General features: G+C 74.5%; 1 protein-coding gene. It reads right to left on the reverse strand.

Annotation, left to right across the window (positions count from 1 at the left end):
* Positions 1-5,058 (reverse strand): SDR family NAD(P)-dependent oxidoreductase (locus tag KUM32_RS35525; protein WP_217146050.1); only part of this gene is annotated, 5,058 nt, incomplete at both ends.

Genomic DNA, 5,058 nt, shown 5'->3' on the forward strand with positions numbered 1-5,058 from the left:
CGGCGACCGGGCGGTCGAGGGCGGCCAGGCCGGCCGTCCAGTCCTCGGTGTCCCGGCCGACGACGACCGAGCGGTACTCGAACGCGGTGCGGGTCGCCAGGGTGTGGCCGACGTCCACGGGGTTCTCGCCGGCCAGCGGCCGCAGCCGCTCGGCCAGGGCCACCACGGCCTCCGGCGTCCGGCCCGACAGCAGCCACGGCACGACCGTGGCGGGCGGGGCGACCGGCGCGGCGGCCGGGGGCACCGACTCGATGATCGCGTGCGCGTTGGTGCCGCTGATGCCGAACGACGACACACCGGCCCGGCGCGGGCCGTTCCCGTCGGGCCACTCACGGGCCTCGGTCAACAGCTCCACCCGGCCCGCCGACCAGTCGACGTGCGACGACGGCTCGTCGGCGTGCAGGGTTCTGGGGAGCATGCCGTGCCGCATCGCCAGCACCATCTTGATGACACCGGCGACGCCCGCGGCGGCCTGGGTGTGGCCGATGTTGGACTTCAGCGAGCCCAGCCACAGCGGCCGGTCGCGGTCCTGGCCGTAGGTGGCCAGCAGGGCCTGCGCCTCGATCGGGTCGCCCAGTGACGTACCCGTGCCGTGCGCCTCCACCACGTCCACGTCGGAGGGCTTCAGCCCGGCATTGGCCAGTGCCTGCCGGATGACGCGCTGCTGCGACGGGCCGTTGGGGGCGGTCAGCCCGTTGGACGCGCCGTCCTGGTTCACCGCGCTGCCGCGGATCACCGCGAGCACCGGGTGCCCGTGACGACGGGCGTCCGACAGCCGCTCCAGCAGCAGAACACCGGCGCCCTCCGCCATGCCGAAGCCGTCGGCGCCGGCCCCGAAGGCCTTGCACCGGCCGTCCGCGGCCAGGCCGCGCTGCCGGCTGAACTCCACGAATCCGCCCGGTGTGGCCATCACCATGACACCGCCGGCGAGCGCGAGGGTGCACTCGCCCGAACGCAGCGCCTGGCTCGCCAGGTGCAGGGCGACCAGCGAGGAGGAGCAGGCCGTGTCGACGGTGACCGCGGGCCCCTCCAGGCCGAAGGTGTACGCCAGCCGGCCGGAGACGACGCTCGCCGAGTTGCCGGTGGCGATGTAGCCTTCGCCGGCTTCCGGGGACCCGGCCAGCAGGGTGATGTAGTCCTGGCTGTTGGTGCCCATGAAGACGCCGCCGGGCGTGCCCTTGAGCGAGGCCGGGTCGATGCCGGCCCGCTCGAACGCCTCCCAGCTGGTCTCCAGGAGCAACCGCTGCTGCGGGTCCATGGCCAGCGCCTCGCGCGGCGAGATGCCGAAGAAGCCCGCGTCGAACTCGCCCACGGCGTCGAGGAAGCCGCCCTCCCGCACGTACGAGGTGCCCGCGCGGTCGGGGTCCGCGTCGTAGAGGCGGCTGACGTTCCAGCCACGGTCGGTGGGCAGCCCGGTGATCGCGTCACCACCCGTTGCCAGCAGCTCCCACAGCTCCTCGGGGGTGCTGACGCCACCGGGGAACCGGCAGCCCATGGCGACGATGGCGATCGGCTCGTCGGAGGCCGCGGCCACCGGGGCGGCCACGGCGGTACGGGTGCCCGCCAGCTCGGCGAGGAGGTGGGCACCCAGGACCGCGGGGGTCGGGTAGTCGAAGACCAGGGTGGCCGGCAGCTTCAGGCCGGTGGCCTTCGTCAGCCGGTTGCGCAGCTCCACCGCGGTGAGCGAGTCGAAGCCCAGCTCGCGGAAGGTCCTGCCGGCCTCGACCAGGTCCGGAGTGACATGGCCGAGGACCACGGCCGCGGCGCTGCGCACCAGGTCGAGGACGCACCGCTGCCGCTCCGGCTCAGGCATGGCCGCGAGCCGGTCCCCGAGGGACGATCCGGCGCCCGCGCCGGTGGCCGCCCGCCGCACGGGCGCGCGCACCAGGCCGCGCAGCACGGGGGGCAGGGTCTCCTCCCGCCGGCGCAGCGCGTCGTGGTCGACACGGACCATGACGGGGGCCGCGAGGTCCGTCGCCAGGGCGGCGTCGAACAGGGCGAGGCCCTGCTCCGAGGAGAGCGGCGTCATGCCGGACCGGGCCATCCGGGCGACGTCGCCGTCGTCCAGCCGCGCGGTCAGGCCGCTGCGCTGCGTCCACATGCCCCAGGCCATCGACTGGGCGGGCAGCCCCTGCGCCCGCCGGTGCTGGGCGAGGCCGTCGAGGAAGGCGTTGGCCGCGGCGTAGTTGGCCTGGCCGGGGGCGCCGAAGCTGCCCGCCGCCGAGGAGAACAGCACGAACGCGGCCAGGTCCTGGTCCCGCGTCAACTCGTGCAGGTGGAGAGCGGCGTCGACCTTGGCCCGGAAGACCCGGTCGAGGCGTTCGGGCGTGAGGTCGGCCAGGACGCCGTCGTCGAGGACGCCCGCGGTGTGTACGACCGCGGTCAGCGGCCGGTCCAGCGTGTTCAGCACCTCGGCCAGCGCGTCCCGGTCGGAGACGTCGCAGGCGACGGAGCGGACGTCGGCGCCGGCGATCTCCGGGGCGGCGCCGCTGCGGCTGAGCATGACCAGGTGGCGGATGCCGTGCTCGGCCACGAGGTGTTCGGCGACGAGCCCGGCCAGCACACCGCTGCCGCCGGTGAACAGGACGGCGCGCTCGGGGTCGAGCCGACGAGGCGGGATGAGGACGAGCTTGCCGACGTGCCTGGCCTGGCTGAGGAAGCGCATCGCCTCGGGGGCGCGGCGCAGGTCCCAGCTGCGGGTCGGCAGCGGCGTCAGCACGCCCTGCTCGAAGAGGGCGAGCACCTCGGTCAGCATCGCCTGGATCCGGTCGGGGCCGGCGTCCATCAGCTCGAAGTCGCGGTAGCGCACGCCCTCGTACGTGGCCGCCACCTGCTCGGGGTCGCGGAGGTCGGTCTTGCCCATCTCGATGAAGCGTCCGCCGCGGGGCAGCAGGCGCAGCGAGGCGTCGATCAGCTCGCCGGTGAGGGAGTTGAGGACGACGTCCACACCCCTGCCGCCGGTGGCGGCGAGGAAGGCGCTCTCGAAGTCGGCCGTACGGGAGGAGGCCAGGTGGTCGGCGTCGAGACCGGTCGCCCCCCACTTGCCGGTGCCGGCCGTGCCGTAGACCTCGGCGCCGAGGTGGCGGGCGAGTTGGACGGCGGCCATACCGACGCCGCCCGCGGCGGCGTGCACAAGGACCGTCTCGCCGGCCTTCAGGCCGGCCAGGTCGACCAGTCCGCGGTAGGCGGTGAGGAAGACCACGGGCGCGGCGGCGGCCTGTTCGAAGGTCCAGTCCGCGGGCATCCCGGCCAGCAACCGCCGGTCGGCGACCGCGACCGGCCCGTAGCAGCCGGCGAACACACCGAAGACCCGGTCCCCGACCGCGAGGCCGGTGACGCCCGGCCCGGTCGCGGTGACGACACCGGCGGCCTCGATGCCCAACGGGCCCGGCTCGCCGGGGAGCAGGCCGAGGGCGTTGAGCGCGTCGCGGAAGTTCATGCCGGCGGCGCGGACCTCGATGCGCACCTCGTTGTCGGCCGGCGGGGCCAGCAGCTCGGGCGCGGGCAGCAGCGCCAGGTTCTCCAACGTGCCGCGTTCCGTGGTGCCCAGCAGCCACGCGGGCGTGCCGTCGGCGGGCGGCAGCAGGGTGTCCCCGGTGCCGGCACGGGTCAGGACCGGCCGGTGGGCGACGCCGTCACGGAGCACGAGCTGCGGTTCGCCGGTCGCCGCGGCGGCGGCCACCAGGTGGTCGGACGCCCCGTCGGAGTCGATCAGTACGAAGCGGTCGGGGTGCTCCGCCTGTGCGGAGCGGACCAGGCCCCATACCGCGGCGTGCGCGGGATTCACGTTCGCGTCCGGCTCGGTGGCCACGGCCGCTTCGGTACGGACGACCAGCGTGCCGTCCTCGGCGAGCGCGGCCTGCAGCCGGGCGAGCACCTGCGCGGTCACCTCGTGCGCCGAGCCGGCGCCGACGGCGAACACCTCAGGCTCCGGGTGCGTACGGTCGGTGTCCAGCGCCAGAACCGGCCACTGGAAGTGGTACGGGAGCTCGCGAGAGGCGCGGAACAGAGCCGGGTTGAGCGGGCGGACCACCAGCGAGCCGACGGTCACGACGGGCTCGCCGGACTCGTCGGCGGCCGCGATCGTGATCGAGTCGGGTCCGTCCGGGCGGACCCGGACGCGCAGCACGTCGGCGCCGGACGCCAGCAGGGAGACCCCACGCCAGGCGAACGGCAGCCGCGCCTCGTCGTCGGAGAAGAACGCGCCCAGGCCCGCGGCCTGGAGCGCCGCGTCCAGCAGTGCGGGGTGCAGACCGTACGCGTCGGCGTCGTCGGCCTGCTCGTCAAGGAGCGCGACCTCGGCGAACAGGGTGTCGCCCTGCCGCCAGGCGGCGCGCAGCCCTTGGAAGGCCGGGCCGTAGACGAAGCCGTTGCCGGCCATGCGGCCGTAGTAGCCGTCGAGGTCGATCGCCTCGGCCCCGGCCGGGGGCCAGGCACGAGCGGCGAAGTCGACGGGTGCGCTCGCCTCGGCGAGTGTGCCGCCCGCGTAGCGGGTCCATTCCTGGTCGGTGGGTGCGTCCTCGGCCTTGCCGTGGATTGTCAGTCGTCGGCTGCCGTCCGTGTCGGGGGCGGCGACCACGACCTGGATCGCGAGTCCGCCGTGGTCGGGCAGGACGAGTGGTGCCTCCAGGGTCAGCTCCTCGACCGTGGCGCAGCCGAGTTGTGTTCCCGCGTGCTGTGCCAGTTCCAGGAAGGCCGTGCCCGGCAGCAGTACCGTCCCGTTCACGGCGTGGTCCGCCAGCCACGGATGTGCTCTCAGCGACAGCCGCCCGGTGAACAGATACCCCTGCGCGTCCGCCAACGGCAGTGCGGCTCCCAGCAGCGGATGTTCCGCGCTGCGCAGCCCCGCCGCACTCACATCACCGCTCGTTGTGGATGCCTCCAGCCAGTACCGCTTGTGCTGGAACGCGTAGGTCGGCAGGTCCCGGTAGGCCGGGACACCCCCGTGGAACGGTGTGAAGTCCACCGCGACACCGCGGACGAACAGTTCACCGGCCGACAGCAGGAACCGCCGCAGACCGCCTTCGTCGCGGCGCAGGGTGCCGACCGCGAGGACCG

This window comes from Streptomyces sp. AC627_RSS907 (assembly GCF_019049165.1).